This window comes from Streptomyces sp. NPDC022910 (assembly GCF_055561075.1).
Genome location: NZ_JBVHHL010000017.1, coordinates 1 through 17,490, shown reverse-complemented (window position 1 = coordinate 17,490; position 17,490 = coordinate 1). Strand labels below are relative to the sequence as shown.

Annotated in this window: 16 protein-coding genes; 1 reads left to right on the top strand and 15 read right to left on the bottom strand. The window is 68.0% G+C overall.

Annotated elements, in window-relative coordinates; all coding sequences use genetic code 11:
* From ACZ3TS_RS18255 to ACZ3TS_RS18185, 15 genes are all read right to left on the bottom strand, one after another.
* A complete protein-coding gene (locus tag ACZ3TS_RS18255) occupies positions 1-954 on the bottom strand; it encodes a phage distal tail protein (RefSeq protein ID WP_467618945.1) in 954 nt (317 codons plus the stop codon).
* Entirely contained in the window at positions 954-5,222 is a 4,269-nt protein-coding gene (locus ACZ3TS_RS18250; RefSeq protein ID WP_467618943.1) for a phage tail tape measure protein, read from the bottom strand. Before ACZ3TS_RS18250 ends, ACZ3TS_RS18255 begins: the two co-directional genes overlap by 1 nt.
* Positions 5,223-5,258: 36 nt before the next feature.
* Positions 5,259-5,657 carry a TFIIB-type zinc ribbon-containing protein gene (locus ACZ3TS_RS18245; RefSeq protein WP_467618940.1) on the bottom strand — a complete coding sequence of 133 codons (399 nt, stop codon included), beginning with the start codon at positions 5,655-5,657 and terminating at the stop codon, positions 5,259-5,261.
* A complete protein-coding gene (locus tag ACZ3TS_RS18240; protein ID WP_467618938.1) occupies positions 5,600-6,154 on the bottom strand; it encodes a hypothetical protein in 555 nt (184 codons plus the stop codon). Before ACZ3TS_RS18240 ends, ACZ3TS_RS18245 begins: the two co-directional genes overlap by 58 nt.
* A gap of 2 nt (positions 6,155-6,156) precedes the next feature.
* A complete protein-coding gene (locus ACZ3TS_RS18235) occupies positions 6,157-6,798 on the bottom strand; it encodes a phage tail tube protein (RefSeq protein WP_467618937.1) in 642 nt (213 codons plus the stop codon).
* A gap of 131 nt (positions 6,799-6,929) precedes the next feature.
* Positions 6,930-7,373 carry a hypothetical protein gene (locus ACZ3TS_RS18230; RefSeq protein ID WP_467618934.1) on the bottom strand — a complete coding sequence of 148 codons (444 nt, stop codon included), beginning with the start codon at positions 7,371-7,373 and terminating at the stop codon, positions 6,930-6,932.
* Positions 7,370-7,798 (bottom strand): HK97 gp10 family phage protein, encoded by a 429-nt coding sequence (locus ACZ3TS_RS18225; protein ID WP_467618933.1) that lies wholly within the window; start codon positions 7,796-7,798, stop codon positions 7,370-7,372. The genes ACZ3TS_RS18230 and ACZ3TS_RS18225 overlap by 4 nt, the downstream gene beginning before the upstream one ends.
* On the bottom strand, positions 7,798-8,229 hold the full coding sequence (locus ACZ3TS_RS18220; protein ID WP_374084433.1) for a DUF6093 family protein: 432 nt from the start codon (positions 8,227-8,229) through the stop codon (positions 7,798-7,800). Before ACZ3TS_RS18220 ends, ACZ3TS_RS18225 begins: the two co-directional genes overlap by 1 nt.
* Positions 8,219-8,593, bottom strand: a complete 375-nt coding sequence (locus ACZ3TS_RS18215; protein ID WP_467618931.1) for a hypothetical protein — start codon at positions 8,591-8,593, stop codon at positions 8,219-8,221. Before ACZ3TS_RS18215 ends, ACZ3TS_RS18220 begins: the two co-directional genes overlap by 11 nt.
* Before the next feature lie 1,049 nt (positions 8,594-9,642).
* Complete coding sequence (locus tag ACZ3TS_RS18210) at positions 9,643-10,662, bottom strand: glycosyltransferase (protein WP_467618929.1); 1,020 nt, start codon at positions 10,660-10,662, stop codon at positions 9,643-9,645.
* Positions 10,662-11,954, bottom strand: a complete 1,293-nt coding sequence (gene serS / locus ACZ3TS_RS18205; RefSeq protein WP_393103905.1) for a serine--tRNA ligase — start codon at positions 11,952-11,954, stop codon at positions 10,662-10,664. Before serS ends, ACZ3TS_RS18210 begins: the two co-directional genes overlap by 1 nt.
* 72 nt (positions 11,955-12,026) lie before the next feature.
* On the bottom strand, positions 12,027-12,656 hold the full coding sequence (locus ACZ3TS_RS18200; RefSeq protein ID WP_393103903.1) for a histidine phosphatase family protein: 630 nt from the start codon (positions 12,654-12,656) through the stop codon (positions 12,027-12,029).
* A complete protein-coding gene (locus ACZ3TS_RS18195) occupies positions 12,653-13,579 on the bottom strand; it encodes an aminoglycoside phosphotransferase family protein (protein WP_467618927.1) in 927 nt (308 codons plus the stop codon). Before ACZ3TS_RS18195 ends, ACZ3TS_RS18200 begins: the two co-directional genes overlap by 4 nt.
* Positions 13,579-14,829 carry a methionine adenosyltransferase gene (locus ACZ3TS_RS18190; protein ID WP_467618925.1) on the bottom strand — a complete coding sequence of 417 codons (1,251 nt, stop codon included), beginning with the start codon at positions 14,827-14,829 and terminating at the stop codon, positions 13,579-13,581. The genes ACZ3TS_RS18195 and ACZ3TS_RS18190 overlap by 1 nt, the downstream gene beginning before the upstream one ends.
* Before the next feature lie 76 nt (positions 14,830-14,905).
* Positions 14,906-15,691, bottom strand: a complete 786-nt coding sequence (locus ACZ3TS_RS18185) for an aminoglycoside phosphotransferase family protein (protein ID WP_467618923.1) — start codon at positions 15,689-15,691, stop codon at positions 14,906-14,908.
* Between the two features lie 300 nt (positions 15,692-15,991).
* Between ACZ3TS_RS18185 and ACZ3TS_RS18180 the strand changes: the two genes are divergently transcribed.
* A complete protein-coding gene (locus ACZ3TS_RS18180) occupies positions 15,992-17,338 on the top strand; it encodes a transcriptional regulator (protein ID WP_467618921.1) in 1,347 nt (448 codons plus the stop codon).
* The last annotated feature ends 152 nt before the right edge of the window (positions 17,339-17,490 follow it).

Genomic DNA, 17,490 nt, shown 5'->3' with positions numbered 1-17,490 from the left:
TCACAGGGTGGTGTACGCCGACCGCCACGCCACCTCGAGGCGCGCGGTGCCGGACGGGTCGGTCGCGCTCCAGGCGATCTCGGACCGTCCGGGCGGGAGGGTGAACAGGTCGAGACGGGATGCGGGGCTGAGGTCGTTGGCGACGTTGACGGTGCCGTTGCGCAGGGCCCAGCAGGTGCCGGGCCGGGTCTCGATCTCCAGCCATTCGCCGTCGCGCAGCGACAGGTCGAGTTCGAGGACGCGGCGGGTGACGGTGTTCCAGATCCGTGGGTCGGTGACGGGGCCGTGCACGCGCAGACTCGGGTAGGTCGGCACGTCGCCGTAGTTGGTGATCCATCCGGGGCGGTCGTCGGCCGGCTGGTGGCGCGGGTCGGCTGGGCGGCACGCGGCAGGGCGGCCCAATGCCTCGTCGACGGTGCGGTCCCCGTTCCGGGGTCGGGCGGCCTGGTCCAGGCCGAGCGTCAGCTTCGACAGCTCGTCGTCGTACCAGCGGGGGTTGTCCAGGCCGACGAATTCGATGTCGATGGGTATCCACCCGTGCACGGCGTTGGCCGTGCTGGTGGCTTCCATCCGCCGAAGTCGCCCATACATACGGCGTGTTGTGTGTCCGGGCCACCGCCCCCGCAGGACGTGACGGCCGTCCGGATTGGTTCGGGCGTCGGGGGCATCCAGGGCCCGCTCCAGCCGGGCGAGAATCTCGGCGGCCTTCACGGGGTCTCCGGGCGTCTTGATGCCCGCTTCGAAGCGAAGGGGACGCGGGCCGTAGAAGTCCCGGCCCGGTGCGGTGCCGTCGCTGTTGGAGTTGTCGGCCTCCTGCGGCCGAGTTGCCGGTGAGCCGAGTCCTTCGACGTTGCCGATGGGGACGTAGCTGCCGGTGCCGAGGACGACTCCGCCGATCTCGTACTGCCACGGGGCCAGTTCGGGGCGGCTGTGCTTGTTCGGTGCTGTGGTCATCACACTCTCCCGCCCCGCTGCGCATTGCGCAGGGTGCGCATCATCTCGTTGCCGATCTGCTCGGGGGTGGCGGAGCTGTCGGTGACGGTGACCGGCATGGAGCCGATCAGCGGCTGCTGTTCGCGCACCACGACGACTTGGACCCGGCCGCCGGCGCGGGCGTCCACCACACGGGTGCGGGCGCGGTCGCTGCTGGTGCGGAGGTCGAAGGAGCGCACGACGCCCGCCATGGCCGCGACGCTGCGGGCCTGCTTGAAGCTGCTGGCGAGCATCGGGTTGTAGTCGCGGCTGCTCCGGCCTCGCACGCCGCCGTTGGCGTACCACTCGACCTGGCCGCCGAACCGGTCGACCACGGTCTCCACGACCGCCTTGCTCCGGTCACGCTTCGAGGCGCCCATCGGCACGTATGCCTCCCCGCCGGTCTCGGGCTCACCCCAGATGCGCCAGCTCCCTGCCGGGGCGATCTGCGCGACGTGATGCTCGCGCCGACGCGGACCGGTGATGCCGCCGTCGGCGAAGTAGTCGACGACGCCGCCGTCGGCCTGCTTCTTGGCCAGCCGCTCCTGGGTTTCAGCCTGCTTCTGGATGGCGTCGGCGATGGAGGCGTTCGACTCCTGCAGCTGGCTGAAGATCGATACGTGGCGGGTGGTGACGGTCACCTCTTTGCCGCGCAGCGCGTTGATACGGCCCTGGATCGTGTCGGCCGACTTCTTCGCGCCTCCGGTGGGGACCGTGACCTTCACGTCCTTGGAGCCGGGGATCTTCTCGATGCGGAAGCCGAGCGATTCCAGCTGCTTGCGGGCCTCGGCCGTCGGCGCGCTGACCCGAACGCTCTTCGCGCCGGGTGTCGCCCTGATCTTCGCCTGCACCGCCTCAAGGCTCTTGATCGCGGCGGCGGTCGGCGCCGACACCTTCACGTTCTTCGCGTTCGGGGTCTGTCCGAGCTTGTCGATCAGCACGTCCAGGTTTTTGCGGGCACCGGCCGTCGGTGCGGTGATCTTGATCTGCCGCGTGCCCGGCACCGTCTTGACGGTGAAGCCGAGGCTGCGCAGCTTCTTCTGCGCGCCGTCGCTCAGCGAGTCAACCTTGATCGTCTTCTGCTTCGGCAGCCGGTGGAACTCGGCCTGCACCGCGATCAGGTTCGCCAGCGTGCTGTCCATGCCCTTCGTCTGAAGCAGCAGCGACAGCTTCGACGGCAGCAGGCCGAGGCTGTCGGCGACGCCCTCGGCCTGGGCCTTGGTCAGCCCGTAGCTGCGGGCCGCCTTGATCGCCTCGGCCCGCGCCCGGCTCATCTCCCCGCGGGCCTTCGCCAACGCCGCGGGCAGCGACTCCCCGTTGCGCACGGCCAGGTCGTACGTCGCCACCGACGCATCGGCCGCCGCGTCCGACAGGGCGGTGAGCTGGGTGTAGAGCTGCTGCCCGTTTCGAGTCGTGGTGTTGAGAGTCTTGTCCTGGTTGACCAGCTGCCTGCCGCCGTACCCCTGCTCCCGGTTGACGCCCTTGCTGCCCTCTTGAAGGTCGAGGACGGCGGAGTTGACCTTCGCCTTCGCAGCCTGAAGAGAGATCTGACCGCCCGACAGCAGATCGAGGGCGCTCCTGAGGGAGCGGGTGCGGGTGTCGGCATCGGCCGTCTCGTCCGCCAACCCGCCGACGGCGGCCTTGAGCCGGTCGTAGGCAGAGGTGCCGTCCCCGGTGCCCTTCGCCGCCTTGGCCAGTTCCTTGGCGTTCTTGACCGACTCGGCCATCTCGCCCTTGACGCTGCCGAGGGCATCGGCGGCGTCCTTGTACTGCTGGCCGACATCCGAGTAGACCTGCTTGCTCGCCTTTCCGCCCGCCACGTCCTCCCACACCTTGTGCTTGTCGGCGGTCGCCTGGAGCTGCTTCTGCAGCGCCTCCAGCGAGGTGCCCTGCCCGAGGTAGGCGTCCGTCAGGGAGGCGAGCGGCACGCCGGCGTCCTCCATGACCTTGCTCAGCTGCCCCTGGCTGGTCATGGTGTCCAGCAGGATCTGGGCAGCCTGCTGGCGCACGTTGCTGTCGATCTGACCGCCGGACTCGCGCAGGGCCGAGGTCAGCGAGGAGATGCGCTGCTGGTGTTCGGCCGCGGCCTGCGCGGCCTTCTGCTGGCGAGCGGCAAGCAGGCCCAGGCCGACGGAGACACCGGCCATGGCGATCCCGAACGGCCCGCCGAGCGCGTTGCTGACACCGCCCAGAGCGGAGCGCAGCCCGGAACCGGCCGCACGGCCGATGCCGTTCAGCGTGCCCATGAACGTCACCCCGGCGCCGTTTGCGCTGCGGAACGCGGACGTCATGCTGCCGAGGAAGCCGACGCGCGCCTGCACCGTGGCCCAGGCCGCGCCGTACCGCGACAGCGACACTCCGGCGGAGGCCGCGAGCGCCTGCTGGACCCGCATCTGCTGGGCGAAGACCTGGAACCCGCTGCGGATCGGGCCGGTGACCGTGTTGGCGACGCTGGTCAGGGACGGCTGGACACGGCGGAACAGCAGCATGGCCAGGGCAGCCGACTGGATCGGGCCGGGCAGGGCACCGAACGCGCTGACGAGACCGCCCACGATGTGCCCGATCGGCACGAGAACCAGGGACAGGCCCGAGACCGCGTCCATCGCGGCGTTGGCGACGGTGGCGATGATGTCGAGCGTGCCGGCCGCCGCACCGCCCTGCTCGCCGAGGTCGGCCACGGCGGACACGATGGGCTCCGCGCCGTCGGCCGCGTTGTCCAGGACCTCCCCCAGGGTCTGGGCGGCGTTGATCAGCAGGTTCAGGCCCGTGGCCAGAGCGTCCTCGCCCAGCTCCTTGAGCGGACCGACGAACCGTTTCGCCTCATCGACCAGGCCGCCAAGCCCCTCCTGGGTCTTGGCCTTCAGGTCCGGGCCGTACAGGACGGCGAGGTTGCGGCCGTACTCCAGCGCGGTGGTCAGGTAGGGGGTCGCGCCGGACAGTCCGCGGGTCAGCAGCCGCGTGACCCACTCCAGTCCGGGGGCCATGCCCTCGTACAGCGCGAGGCCGGTCTGACGGGCCTGGGTGCGCAGCTGCACCATCGCGCCGGACAGGCCCTGCCCGCGCGAGGCGGTGATGGACGCGGCGGCGCCTGTCTGCCGTACTGCCATCGACAGGTCGTCGAAGGACTCGGTGCCCTGGTGCGCCAACGCCACCGCACCGCTGAGCGCGGGTTTCCCGAACGCCCTGGTGACGCCTGCCGCGAAGTCCTTCTGGGACAAGTCGTGTTCGGCCTTGGCAAGACCGTCGATGACGACGCGCAGCCCTCGGAACTGCCCCTGGACGTCCCAGGCGTCGATGCCCAGTTCCTTGAGCGCGGTGCGCATCTTCGGGGTGGGCGCGGCGAGGTTCGCGAAGATCCCCCGCAGGCTGGTGCCCGCCGTCTGCCCGAGGATGCCGGCCTTGCCGAGCATGCCGACCGCGGCCGCGGTGTCCTCCAGGGAGACGCCGAGGGCGTTGGCGACGGGTCCGGCGTACCGCATCGAGTAGTAGATGTCGGTGATCGAGCCGGACGCCGAGTTCGCCGTGGCGGCCAGGGTGTCCGACGCCTTGGCCGCCTGATCAGCACCAAGGCCGTACTGGTCCATGATGTCGCCCAAATACTTGGCCGACGTGGCGGCGTTGACGTCGGCCGCTGCCGCGAGCTGGAGCGAGGCGCGTACGGCGTCGATCGACTGATCGGCGCGGAAACCGGCCTTGCTCAGCTCGACCATGCCCTCGGCCGCGTCCGCCGCGGTCGAGCCCGGCAGGCTCAGGTCGTTGCCGAGTTCCTGCGCGACGACGGCGGCGCGCTTCATCTGCGCGGCGGTGGCGCTGGTCACCGCGCGGAAGAGGTTCATCTGCCGCTGGTAGCGGTTGCCCTCCTCGACCATCTCGCCCGCGCCGAGCAGCAGACTGCCGCCAGCGAGCATGTTGGTCGTGGAGATGCCCCCTCTGCCCGCGCCTGCCATGGTGCGCTGGAGGCGGGACATGGAGCGGGCCCCGTCGTCGCCGGCCGAGCGCAGCGCCGCACGAGCCGCCCCGGCGCGGGCTGAGATCCGGTTCAGCTCGCCGACGGCCGCGCGGGAGGAACGATTCAGCGCAGCGAACTGAGCAGCAAGCCGGGCCCCGTTGGTGTCCAGCCGGGCCAGGGACCGGTTCGCTGCGTTGGTACGCTCCCCCAAGGTCCGCATCTGTGCGGAGGCAGCACGGGTTCCCGCGATCAGGTCGCGGACCTCGGCGCGCATCGCGACCGTGAGGGTGAACCCGGCCACCGCGGCGGCCTCCTTACATGGTGCGGGGGGGGTGGATCAGGGGCGCGGCTCGTACTGCTCGCGCGGGAGGAGCTGGATCTTCACGCCGTAGCTGGACCGGTCCTGGGGGACGTGATCGCGTTCCTGCTCGATCAGCTCGCAGCCGGGGCAGCGCAGGGTGTCGGTGACGTAGGCGTGGGGGTCGCCGCCGCGTTCGCGGTCCCACTCCTCCAGCCGGGTGTGGCACTCCGGGCAGACCGACCGCTGCCACTCCGCCCAGGCCAACGCCTTTGCCCGGTCGAGGTCGGTCCAGCGGCCGTCGCCGCCGAGGAACTGCGAGTGCGGGATCCCGTAGCGGGCGCACAGCTCCAGTTCGGCGCGCAGGCCGGCGTCACGGCTCAGCCTTTTCCCAGCTCGACCCGGCTCTCCTGCTGGATCTGCCAGGCGGCGTCCCACAGCGCGTTGGCGTCCGGCGCCGACCAGTCGTTCAGCAGCTCCTCGGCCTCCTCGCGGCTCATGCCGTCCACGGAGGCCGCCGCCACCAGCGCGGCGGGGAAGGTGTCGGCGTTGAAGATCGCCCCCTCCTCCGCCTGCTGTTCGGTGGGCGGGTGCTCGCTGATCAGCTCCTCGAGTACCGGGCGTGGCAGTGCGCGGAAGGTCAGGAACTCCGAGGCGGCGTCGAGTGCCTGGAGGGCCTGGTCCCGCGCCGCGTCTGCGTCGGTGGCCTGGCGCGTGGCCAGCTCGTCACCCGGGTTGGCCTCGGCGACGAACCGGGCACGGCGGGCTGCCTGCTCAGCCTCCTCGTACCGCTGGCGCAGCTCGGCGTCGTCGCAGATGCGGAGCCGGTTCTGCGGGCGGGCCCGGCGGCGGAGCCGTTCCATCTTGGCCGACCACGCCCCCTCCGCCGACGTGGTGGAGGGGGACGGGCGCTTGGCCTGTGCGGGGCGCGACACGATCAGACCTCGTCAGCGTCGTGCTCGCGGACCGTCGCCTCGGTCTTGGTCTTGGTGGTGCTGACCACGGTCACGTCGACGTGGTCACCATCGTGGTCGTGGTGACCGTGCTCGTGGTCGGTCTCGCAGTCCTCGTCCGGCAGCGGGCGGTGCTGCTTCTGCGGCACCGGGCGGTCGAGCGACGGCTCGTCGGTGATCGTGAAGTCCACCTTGAACTTGGCCGCTTCGTTGCCGGTCGAGTACGTCGCGGCGCGGGTGGCGACCTGGACCGGGAAGACGTCCACCGAACGGGAGCCGGGCAGGTCGCCCTTGCGCAGAAGGATGACGTAGCCCTTCGCGCCCTTGGGGAGCTGCTGCTCGATCGCGTCGGAGAACCGGTCCTCGTAGAAGGTCAGGCTGGAGTTCTCAGCCTTGTCGTTGCCCGGGATCGAGGAGTTGAAGGTCGAGCCCATGTCGGGGGTCTCGATGGGGTCGTTCTCCAGCGCCCAGCCCTCGATGTCCGAGACGGCGTCGGTCAGGCCGAAGGCGTTGGTGATCTCCCGGCGGCTGGGGTACTTCGGGTCGTTGAGGTCCGGCGACCAGAGGATCTTGGAGATACCGCGCCGCAGAAATCGGGTCTGGGTCTTCTTCGTGCTCGTGGACACAGGTCCGCTCCCACTTCTGGGGCAGCGTCCCGTGCCGAGGCCCTGCCCCTTGAGGTTCAAAGGGGGTTCGCCTGGCCTGGGGCCTAGCGTCCGCGCGGGCCTCCGCGGTGAGGATCAGAAGCAACGTTCCTTCATGCCGGGGTCACGGTGATCGTGACCCGCTGCACGTAGGACACGATAGCGCCTGCCGCCGACACCGAGGGCTCTCCTCCGGCGTCGTAGGTCAACTCCCGGTCGATGACGCGGGCTTCGGGAACATGCAGGTCGTGGGCCCAGTTCCCGTCTCTCCGGCCGACGAGGCCCGCACGTACGCGGTCGGCGAGCCACTCGACCTGGTCGACCCGTTCCCCGACCGAGGTGACCTGATAGGCCCAGGCGGCATCCGCGTGCCAGTCCCACAGGGGCGGGCCCGCGAACTCGGCAGGCAGCGAGTCGAGGATCGTGTACGGGACAGGCGCGGGCTCCCAGCCGAACTTCCCCTGAACACGCGGGAGTTCCCCGATCCCGCACGGTCGGCCGGTGGCGTGCTCCAGGAGGACGGCGAGCGCGCGGGTCACCGGAAGGCGAGCGGTCACGGCAGCACTCCGTCCGCCAGGGCCTGAATGAACGCCGGTTCGGTCTGCCGGAACGCGGGCTCGACGTGCGGGAACGGCGGCTGCCGGTAGTGCCGCCCCAGGCTGTCCACGCCGACGAAGCCGTACTCCAGCCGTCGCGCCTGCGGAGCATCGGAGAACACCTCGGCGGTGGCCTCACCGCCGCCTGAGCCCACCCGCACATCCCAGGAAGCGCGGTACTGCCCGGTGATCACGTTCGGTCCGGGCCTGCCGCTCGCGTTCCGCTGGATGCGGACCCGCAGCAGCATGGCGTGGTGCCGCGTGATCGTCCGCGTGCGGGCGCGAGTGGCCGGACCCATCCCCGCCAGCGCGGCGGCCAGCGCGATCGGGTCGCGGAACGCAGTCGCGTCCGGGTGGGCGTTAGGGTGCGGGTTCGCCGGGGCCATCAGTCGATCACCTGCACCCTGACGATGCGCACCACGCTGTAGGTGCCCACGGTCTCGTCCGACACGCGGAAGCGGCGACCGATCAGATGAGGATCACGCGGCCCACCCGGCCTCACCGATCCGGCCACGCGCACCACGTCGTCCGGCCGGAGGTCTGGAGCGTCAACGGGGAGCACGGCCTGGTAGTCCGTCGTGGGCGGCTCGACGGCGACGGCACCGCTCAGCGGCCGGGTGATCGCGGGACGGCCCAGCGGCATCACGGCGCCGAGCCCGTCCCAGACCAAGGACTCGTCCGGCGTCGGGGACACGAGCTGGCCGGTGGCTTCGTCCAGCACATCGTCCGCGCGGCCGGCGCCGTCCCGCCACACTTCGAGCTTGTCGTCCAGGATGCGGCCGACAACCCGGCGCGCACCCTCCACGTCAAAGGCCACGCGCCCACTCCACGAGCTGGGTGAGCATCGCCTGAGTCAGGGAGTGCGGGCCAGTGCCGAGGTCGGGCCGGGCCAGCGCGAACCGTTCCAGCTCCTCGGCGTCGATCGCCGAGAGGAAGACCGCGGCAGCCGGGCCCGGGTCGGGCATGTCGGCCACGGAGACACGGGCCAAGCCCTCGAAGACCGAGTCCACGTAGTCCCCCGAGTACAGGACAACCTGCGGTTGTTCCCCCTCTCGGTGGGTGACGGTATAGCCGCTCAGGGCACCAGGGTCCACCCGTTGTCCGTCGATCTCGATCGCGGCCTTCGCGCCGCGAGCGGTTATGCACACGCTGTGCAGGTTTCCGTCGCTGTCGTGATCCATTCAGCCGACGCTAACGCCGCTGTCGGACATCGTGGGCGGACCATCTGGTCACAGTCCGAAAGGACTACTTCCTGTGTCGTGGCGACTCGCGACCTCGTGCTCGATGCGAGCGGCAACTGCGGGCCACGGCACGGTAAGCCCTGCAATGGTCGTCCAGTACCGGTGGGATGATCGAACTGCGACGCTCACTCCCAGGCGAACCGCCTCTGGTTTGAGCGTCGCCAGGACGCGGCGGGTTATCCCTCCTGCGCCCCTCGGGGCGGGCATGATGCCGTTTCCAAGGAGGAGTGTCGCCGTACGCAGAGCGTCGAGGGTTGAGGGAGGTGCTGCCGCAACGAGGGGTCCAAAGACAAGCTCATTCCACTTTCGACGAGTTCGGGCCCAGGCCAACCGCTCAAGCCCTGTTCCTAGATCTACGGCCATGCACCGAGGGTCCTTGGCATTCCAGAGGAGGACGATGTCACCCAAGGTCAGGTCCAAGTGCCGGAACCGCAGGGTTATTCCCTCGACTTGGCTTCGCCTCCACACCTCTAGGCGACCGTATACGCTTATGTGGCGGGCGTGGAAGCCCAGTTGAGAGAGCACAGACAGCCAGGCGTCAAGGACTTGTCCATACTCGTCAATGCTTTCTATGGGCTGGACGCACGAGACGTTGACGAATGACGTGAGAAATCCGTCGCACAGCTCTCCGGACGCAGAGCGTTGCCCCGTGAATCGAACCACCGGTTGAGGAATGAAGCCGCGTCTATAGGTTGAAGGACGACCCTCCTTGAGGAGCGGGTCAAGTGCTTGGACGGCAGAGATGGTCAGTTCGGTCTCGCGTCCCCATCGGAGGGGGAGGCATGCGTCCCGGAGAAAGCCTTGAGCGGCGAAGGCGTATTCGAGAGTGCCTAGTAGTTGCTCCCAGGACAGTGGACCGCGAGGCGGGCGGTACGGGGAGTCACGATGTGGATGCTTGACCTCCAGTGTGTCCCCATCCTGGTGGAACTCCCAATGAGAGCCTAACGCTTGGCGAAGGAGGCCTGGAATCCGTAGGCCAAGTTCCCTGCTCAGCATGGCCGAGCCGCCATGGCCTCGAAGTGCCGTGCGGGATCGAATCGCTGTTGTCCGATCGCCTGCACCCGACGGTGATCGCACGGCTCAGTCTGCTCGATAGCCTCGGCCAGTCGGCAGGCTGCCGTCTCGTCGTCCTCTTCGGGACTGACGACCGCTATCACACCGGTCTCTCCACACAAGGCTGCCTCGGCACAAGTTCCTTCGCGCCAAGTCAGTGCGGCGATGGGCGTGCCAGCTCGCAGGGCCTCGCCGAACACTGCCGCCCCCGCCTCCACGTAGTTCCGCGCGTACGTATAGACGAACACCGACGCGTCGCGGATGGCGGCGGTCTTGGCGGGGCCGCCGAGTTCACCCGCCCACTCGACGTGATCCGCTGCGAAGAGCTTGTGCCGACGGACGTATTCCTCGTCGAAGACCGGTCCAACGACGCGGATGCGGCGGCCGAGAATCTCCGCCGCCCTCACGGCGAGGTGCGGAGCCTTCTCCTCGTCTATTCGTCCAAGCCACACGAGGTCCCGACCCCGAACGGCTGGCGGTTCGTCCTCATGGAGCCCCAAGTGAACGGCGAGTTCAGGGATCGGTTGGTGGCCGGCGTACCGCTCGATCATCTCGGACGAGTAGCAGTACAGCCGTGACCGCTTGCCGTCGAACGCCGTGGCGGTGTGCTGGAAGACGGGAGAGTGCTGGAACGTGGCCACGTCGCAGTCCAGCTCGTCCCAGGTGCGAGTCCACGTAGCCAGCGAGGGGTATTCGTGGCCGACCACGAGGAGGTCGTAGCCGGTGTCTCGGAGGTCGCGCTCGGCCAGGGATCCGGCGGTGACGTCTTCGAGACGGACCGGCTTACGGACCCATTCGGATTCGAGGTCCGGGAGCCAGCCCGGACCAAGGAGGTGTACGTCGGCGCCTGCGGCACGGGCGCCTACTGCGACCGCCCACAGCCATCGTTCGATCCCGCCGTATCCGGCAGGGGGAAAAGCGTAGCTACCAGGAAAGTCGCAGACGCCGACGAGCACTATGCCTCCGGTGTTCCGTCCGCCGAGATCCGGCGGAAGCCGAGGTATGGGACGAGGGATTCGGGCAGGAGGATGGAGCCGTCCTGCTGCTGGCACTGCTCAAGGAGAGCGGCCAGGGTGCGGCCGATAGGCAGGCCGGAGCCGTTGAGGGTAGCGACGAGCTTGGGCTTGCCGTCCTCACCGCGGGTCCGGATGTTCGCCCGGCGGGCCTGGAAGGTGCCGAAGTTCGAGACCGAGGAGATCTCGCGGTACGTGTTCTGGCTCGGGATCCAGACCTCGATGTCGTAGGTGAGCTGGGCAGAAAAGCCCGTGTCGCCGGCGGCCAGCTTGATGACGCGGTAGGCGAGGCCGAGTTCCTTCAGGCACGCCTCGGCATGGCCGATCATCTTCTCCAGCTCGACGTCGGCGTCCGCCGGGTCGACGATGCGAACGATCTCGACCTTGGCGAACTGGTGCTGGCGGATCAGTCCACGGGTATCGCGGCCATACGAGCCCGCCTCCGACCGGAAGCACGGGGTGTGCGCGGTGAATGCGAGCGGCAGCTCTGCCGGGGGGATGATCTCATCGGCGTAGAGGTTGGTCAGCGGAACCTCGGCCGTCGGGATGAGGAACAGTTCGCGATCGGCGACACCGGTCTTGAACAGGTCCTCCTCGAACTTCGGGAGCTGGCCGGTACCGGTCATGGTCTTGCGAGTGACGAGATAGGGCACCGCGTATTCGACGTAGCCATGCCGACGCGTGTGGAGGTCGAGGAAGAGCGTAGCCAGGGCACGCTCCAGAGCGGCACCAGCGCCACGAGAGACCGCGAAGCGCGGCCCGGACAGCTTCGTGGCCCGGCCGAAGTCGAGGATGCCGGTGGCCTCGCCCAGATCAACGTGGTCCTTCGGTTCGAACGCGAACGCGGGGGGCGTGCCGACGCGCCGGATCTCGACCGCGAACTCCTCGGAGTCGCCATCGGGGGCCGAGTCGTCCGGCAGGTTCGGGATGCTCAGAAGCAGGTCACGGAGCTGCGCCTCGATTTGCTCTTGGTCGGCCTCGATCTCCCGGATTTGCTCCTTGATCTCGCGGGCGCGCTCCTTGAGCTTGGTGATGTCGCCGCCCTGCTTGGCCGTCTGCTGGACCTCGCTCGCCACCCGCTTGGACTCTGCCCGCAGCTCGTCGGCCGAGCGGATGTTCTGGTTGCGCCGAGAGTGGAGGGACTCCAGCTCGGACAGGTCCAGGGTGTAGCCGCGACGAGCGAGCCGACGAACCGCTTCGGCACCCATGTCGATCAGGGCGCGGGCATCATGCATGAGGGGTCCTTCTCCTCCGGGAAGTGAGCTACTGCTCCGACGGTAGCAACTGCCGAGATGGCGCTGCCCCGCTTATATAGCCGCGCCACCCCCTTCCCCGAGGTCTCTGCGAGACTCCATAGCAAGATCAGATAGGAGATCCTCGATCCAGACGGTGAGCGAGTCGTCCGCGACGTCGAGCGGCTGGACGCACGGGGCCTCAGGAAAGTGCAGAGGCATCGCCTCGCCCCCGGACCGGTCGCGCTGCCAGAGCAGCACGGACAGCAGCAGGCCGTGGCACACCACGAGGCGAGGCCCAGGGACAGCTAGGCAATCCCGCAGCCCGAGGAGCATTCTGCGGATCCCTTCCCGTTGGGATTCTGCAGCGCCTGGCGGACGCCTCCATGCACCGTGGTGATCAAGCCAATCACCGTATGTGAGCCAGGGACCGCCTTCGAAGTCGCCGTAGTCCAGTTCGTTCAGCCTGGCCTCGACAACCAGCTCGGCGGCGGGGACACCAGTGAGCAGGACCGCGGTCTGCTGGGCTCGCGAGAATCCGCTGGCGATCCATGTTTTCGTGCTGTGAAGCGGTAGCACGGCCCAGGCTCGCTGACACGATCGGATTCCGTCTTCGCTGAGCTCGACCGGAACAGAGGGATCCCCGTTGACGAGGTACTTCATGCTGTACTCGGTCTGACCGTGACGGAGGATGTGCGTCCTCATCCGTCGCTCCCCGAGCCTCGGGCGGATAAGAAGGAGAGAACCTCCAGCATCTGGGGCGCTCGCGGATCATCGGTGTCCACGTAGTAGAGGAGGCCATCCAAGGACAGCAACCTGCACCATGGGGCGATCATCGGCACCGGGATGCGGGACACTCTGGACGCCGTCGCGAGCCGTATGTTCGTCTCACGACCGAGGTCGTAGTAGACGGTCCAGAAGGCCCAATCGAACACCGCATCTCCGACCATGGGCACCGGGTCGATCAGCCGCGGATGCCCGGTGCTGTCGAACGCCACGTTCTCGCGATACATATCCCCGTGCAGCACGGTGGGCTGACCTGTGCCCTCCACGAGTCTGTGAATCGCTCGGAGCTCGTGGTCGGCGAGCGGCTGCCAGGAACCGAGATCGATGCTTCGCGCCCGTTTCTCGATCCTCGGGAACACCTCGAAACGCAGGTAGTCTCTGAGGAGGGGGAGGTGACCAGTGAGGGGTCTGGCCCGTCCGAGAGTGTGCAGCCCTTGCAGTGCGGCGGCCACGACCTGTGTCTCCCGCTGGCGCCAACTGGAACCTCCCGGACGGCCGCCCACCATTTCCAGAACGGCCACCGCCATGTCGTCGTCGACCTCAACGACGTCCACCGTCGGCCCGCCGGCCCACAACCGCAACGCTCGAATCTCGTGGCGGTAGCGGGCCGGGTCCACCCAAGCCTTGACGATCAGCGGACGCCCGTCGAGAGCCGTGGCCGTCACGATCACCGAGGCGTGTCCAGCGTCGTGGTACCCGCCGAGGGAGAACTGCCAGCGTTCCGCTACCTGCCTCAGCACGCACGGCACGGCATCGAGCCATTCCTGAGCCTTCGGTCCATAGTGAGCGAGTAGCCGCCGTCGACATCCCACGGGCACCTCGCCGAGCGTCCGCGTCGTCATCAGCTCAGCACGACCCCATCGTGAACGAGCTCGTCGGTGAGGGCCGGGAACTCCTCCAGGGCCTCGGTGATGAGCGCCTGCACCTTGTCAATCTCGACCTCACCCGCGGCGAGACGGACCAGGACGCGCCAGGGCTGATCGAGCCTCTGCCCGGTGGTGCTCACCAGGTGCACCTCCGCGTGCTCTCCCGTGGCCTCGTTGAGCCGGCTGGCGAGCCGGAGGGCGGCGATGTTGTAGAGCTTGCCAACGTGGTAGACGGGGTTCTTACCGCTGGCTCCCTCCAGGTTCATCGGCCGCAGAGGCGTGATGAGGCCGTTGACACGGTTTCCTCGGCCGACGACGCCCTCATCCCCGGACTCGATCGAGCTGCCGGTGTACGTCAGGTAGAGCTCGTCCTTCTCGGGCATGTCGCGGGCGTTGAGGCGGAAGTCCGCGTCCTCGCCGGGCAGCCTGCTGTCGGCGAGGCGGTGGCACTCCGCGAGGACGGCCTCCGCGTTCTGGACGTACTCGGCCCGACTCGCGACATGGCGGGACTTCTGGGGCACGCACAGCACGATGTCCGCGTGTTGACCGTCCCAGTAGCCCATGAGCTTGACGTCCGAGCCGCACCACGGATGGGCCCGCGTGAAGTCACTCTGTCCCGAGAAGTGATCCACCAGATCGCGAACGAAGGTCTCGAATGGGCTCTCGGGGGCCCAACCCGTGCCGAGCGACGTGTCGTTCGAGAGACGCACCCGACGTTCGCGGAGGTCTTCGATCGACCGGGGGTTGAACCAGCGAGTCCGATCCGGAACGGCGTCTCCAGTGAGCACCGCACCCGGGCTTGAGTTACTCGTGATGTTGTAAGCGATGTCGAGGTGGTCAGCCACCTCCGGCAGGCGCTCGGCGAAGAACGCCCTTACCTCCGCCTCGACGATCTCGGTGACGGGGATGGTCTGTCCGCCGCACATGGGAGCCGCCCGCCCGTTGACCAGAACACGCACGGGAGAGGTCATCCGGCCGCCGCCGTACCGGACTTCACTCGCACCGCCGAGGAGCGCCAGCTTGTCGAAGTTGTGGTGCAGCACGGCGCCGAAGTGCTCCACCGTGTACCGGCTGTACGCGCGGGACAATCGCTCCGCGAGGTGGTCGGCGAGCGTGTCCGGGTGGCCGAGGCCCTTGCGCTCGACGATGGTCGTCGCGTCGGGAGGGATCACCCCCGCCTCGATCACTACGTGGCTGTTGCCGAAGGTCGCGGTGGTTCGTTGCATGGCCTACTCCGATTTCGAAGGGTTGGAAAGGGACGTGCGGTCTCGCGGGCCTCGTCGGGCCGAGACAGCGCCGTTCTCAGCGCGGGACACCAGCCGCGCGCAGCTGGGCGATCGTTCGAGCGAGTTCCGCGCAGGCTGCCGCGGGATCGTCCTCCGCGACGAGCTGATAAAGGTCATGCGATGGCAGGAGCAGGATGTCTCCGGCTCTCCGTCGGTCGAGCCATATGGCCAGACGCCAGGCCAACACTGCGCCAGAAACCGGAAGTTGGCTGATGAGCCCGACAGGGATTCGGTGGACTGGAACCGACGAGTAGATCAGGTCGCGTATGAGGTGGAAGATCGCGTCAGCGTGATCGCTGGAAGCTGGCCCTCGTCCGCTGGCCTCCCAGTCGAGAACGTGGCGACGGCTGCCGTCGAACAGGAGATGGTCCGGTTTGAGGTCACCGTGAAGGTAAACCGTTGGCAGGGCGTCGCAAGGTTTCAGAGAAGCCTCCAGCGACCCCCACCATGGCAGTCGTCGGCAGGCGAGAGACATCTGGTCGAGAAGGAAGCGACTGTTGCCTCTGTTCGCGTCACCCTTCTGCTGGGTCCAGCCGGCTCCGGGAGGCAGTCCAACGACTTGACTATGTAACCGCTCGGTCGTCGAGACAACGTGACAGAGGTAATGCTGAATCCCCTTGGCCGTGTCGAATGAACAAGGCTTGCCGGGCACGGTCGACAGCACGGTCCAGGCATGGGTCTTCTGTTCACCAGTCGCCAGGACGCGGGGCACAGAGAACCCCCAGTCTGCGGCGAGAGTCAGAGCCTCGACCTCCCGGCGCCGCCTCTCGTGCGGGGAGACACAACGGTAGATCTTGAGCACTGACCCGCCGTCGATGGCCCAGCGCGTGATCGAGTTGGGCTTGACCGTCGCCGGGCCGTAACCCCCGAGCTGACGCTGCAGGACTCGGAGGCGCGGAGGGCGGACCGGCGTGTGCTCTTGCCCATCCGACACAGGCTGCTGCTCGGTCTCCGTGCTCTGCCCTGCACTACTCATCATGGTCTGGCCCTCCCAGCGGCTGGCTTGGCTGACAACTAGGCAACTTCAGAATGGAGTTGCGCGGTACCGTGATCAGAGGTGTCGAAGGGTGTCGTTTCCGTTACCTCGGCCAGGGGGCGCTGCATGACGAACGATCGGCTTGCGAGTTGGCTCGACCGCTCAGGACTGAGTCGTGGCGAGTTGGCGCGACGCGTGAAGGCCAAGGCGTTGCTGTGGAACGAGCCCCATGTCGCCACCAGTACGACGCGGGTCCGCTTCTGGATCGAAGGACAGATTCCGCGCCAGCCGTTACCCGACATCATCGCGGCGGTCTTCTCGGATCACTTCGGATACCGGGTCACAACGTATGATCTCGGACTCGGGGAAGGCGCGGGCACTGAACGCGCGCTCGTGTACAACTCTTCCTACGCGGCTACCGTGGAGGTTGTCGCAGACCTCGGGAGAGCTGACGTGGATCGACGTAACTTCCTTGCAGGCGTGCCGTTCGCAGCCCTTGCCGGCGTAGGGCCATCGCGCGACTGGCTGATGAATACCCTCGACCAGAGTCCAGAGCCCGGCCCCCGCGTACGTCTTGAGGACGTGACGGCGGTGAGGAACATGTTCGGCGAGTTCCAGAAGATGGACGTACTTCAAGGAGGCGGTTCCGGTCGCCTGATCCTCGCCGAGTACATGAACCAGCACGTCTACCCTCTGCTCCGTCGCACCTACAGCGATGACGTGCGGCGAGCACTCTGCGAAGCGGCGGCCGAGCAGACGTACCTCCTCGGATGGATGGCCTACGACAATGGCGAACACGGCGTAGCCCAGAGGTATCTGATCCAGTCCTTGCGTCTCGCGGAGGAATCTGGCAACGCGGCCTTGGGCTCCCACGTGCTCGCGGGTATGGCCGACCAGGCGACCCTTCTCGGAGATCCCGCCGAAGGACGGCGCCTGGCCCAGGCCGGGCGTCTCGGACTGACCCACGCGAACTCGCCGGCCTGCCTCGCGGACCTGTGGTGCCTGGAGGCGCGCGCGCTCGCACTGCTCGGAGACAAGACCGCGGCGACTCGGGCCGTGGTCGAGTCGGAGAAGGCGTACGCGAACGCGCGGCTGAATGAGGAGCCGGAGTGGGCGGCGTTCATCGATCCGGCCTACCTGCACGGCGAGCACGCCAATACGTTCCGGGACCTTGGGGACGCGGCTTCCGCGGACGAGCACGCCCGCAGGTCCATTGACCATGCCAGGAGCCAGAAGCGCGCTCGACGTGGGGCCATGTCGCAAGCCGCGCTTGCTGTCTCTCACTTGCAGAGGAACGACCTGGAAGCAGCCTACGCGGCCGGTGTTCGCACTTTGAACTTGACCCAGCAGGTGAGGTCCTCGCGTGCCGTAGAAGCCGTGCATGACCTTCAACGGCGCATGCGACCCTTCGGCAGTCATCGGCTCGTGGCCGACTTCAACGAGCGGGCCAGGGAGCTCACCGCGGCAGCGTAATGACGAGGCGGGCGCTGCGCTTGGGACGGGGGCGCGGACGAACTCGTCGATGAGGGGACTGAGGGGCCTCGCGTTTTTCGGACAGGGTCTGGCCGAGCAATTCATGCCGTGAGTTGCAATTCCTGGAACTCGGCGTGCACTTCGCCCGGGGG

Coding starts and splice junctions, on each gene's coding strand:
- ACZ3TS_RS18255 (WP_467618945.1), bottom strand. CDS start 954: ATGACCACAGCACCGAACAAGCACAGCCGCCCCGAACTGGCCCCGTGG.
- ACZ3TS_RS18225 (WP_467618933.1), bottom strand. CDS start 7,798: ATGGCCCCGGCGAACCCGCACCCTAACGCCCACCCGGACGCGACTGCG.
- ACZ3TS_RS18215 (WP_467618931.1), bottom strand. CDS start 8,593: ATGGATCACGACAGCGACGGAAACCTGCACAGCGTGTGCATAACCGCT.
- serS (WP_393103905.1), bottom strand. CDS start 11,954: ATGCATGATGCCCGCGCCCTGATCGACATGGGTGCCGAAGCGGTTCGT.
- ACZ3TS_RS18200 (WP_393103903.1), bottom strand. CDS start 12,656: ATGAGGACGCACATCCTCCGTCACGGTCAGACCGAGTACAGCATGAAG.
- ACZ3TS_RS18195 (WP_467618927.1), bottom strand. CDS start 13,579: ATGACGACGCGGACGCTCGGCGAGGTGCCCGTGGGATGTCGACGGCGG.
- ACZ3TS_RS18190 (WP_467618925.1), bottom strand. CDS start 14,829: ATGCAACGAACCACCGCGACCTTCGGCAACAGCCACGTAGTGATCGAG.
- ACZ3TS_RS18180 (WP_467618921.1), top strand. CDS start 15,992: ATGACGAACGATCGGCTTGCGAGTTGGCTCGACCGCTCAGGACTGAGT.